Annotated in this window: 2 protein-coding genes; both read left to right on the top strand. The window is 55.8% G+C overall.

Annotated elements, in window-relative coordinates:
* Positions 1–498, top strand: a 498-nt coding sequence (locus tag ACTHS3_RS15655) for an ABC transporter ATP-binding protein (protein ID WP_440368462.1), incomplete at its 5' end; no start/stop codon positions are given.
* Between the two features lie 69 nt (positions 499–567).
* Positions 568–875: plastocyanin/azurin family copper-binding protein (locus ACTHS3_RS15650; RefSeq protein ID WP_440368461.1), on the top strand; the 308-nt coding region annotated here is incomplete at its 3' end.

Genomic DNA, 875 nt, shown 5'->3' with positions numbered 1-875 from the left:
ACCGCGCTGGAAGTCGTGTTGCTCGGCCGCATGGACGCGCTGCACATGCACGTCGGCGACGAACTGCTGCACGAAGCTGCAAGTATCATGGCGGAGTTGGGCATCGGCCATCTGGCGCACCGCGACGTCATGCGGCTTTCCGGCGGACAGCGACAGCTTGTGATGTTTGCCCAAGTCATGCTGCGCCGTCCCGAAATCCTGATGCTGGACGAACCGGTCAGCGCGCTGGATATGCACCACCAACTCAATCTTTTAGAACGCGTGGTGCAATACACGCATGAACACAATCTGGTTACGCTGATGGTCTTGCACGATTTGAGCCTCGCCGCACAGTTTTCAGACGGCGTGATTCTGCTCGGCGAAGGCAAAGTACAGGCGCAGGGTGCACCGCAGGACGTATTGCAGGCGGACATGATCGGCAGGCTGTACAAAGTGGACATCGAACTTTTATACGACAGCAAAGGCCTGCCCGTTATCCGCCCGATGCGGCAATCCTAGCTGGGAAATCTGCCATCAAGAAACCAGCCCCAGCAATCATTTTATACTCTTCACAAAAAGGACTTTCCCATGAAAAAATCACTCTTCCTCCTGATGCTGACCGCCTCCCTCGGCGCCTACGCCGCCAATCATGAAATCAAAATGCTCGACAACGGCAAAGACGGTAGCATGGTGTTCGAGCCAGGCTACGTCAACGCCAAAGTCGGCGACACTGTTACCTTCAAAGCTACTAACAGCGGACACTGGGTGCAAAGCAAAGCCCTGCCCGACGGCGTTGCCGACTTCCTCTCCGAAGACGGTAAAGACTTCACGCTCAAGCTCGACAAAGAAGGCGTGTATGTCTATACCTGCCCGCCGCACCGCATGATGAACATGAG

It is taken from the genome of Neisseria sp. P0009.S007 (assembly GCF_051962515.1).
Note: the sequence above shows the minus strand (reverse complement) of the source record. Positions and strands in the feature narration are given on the sequence as shown.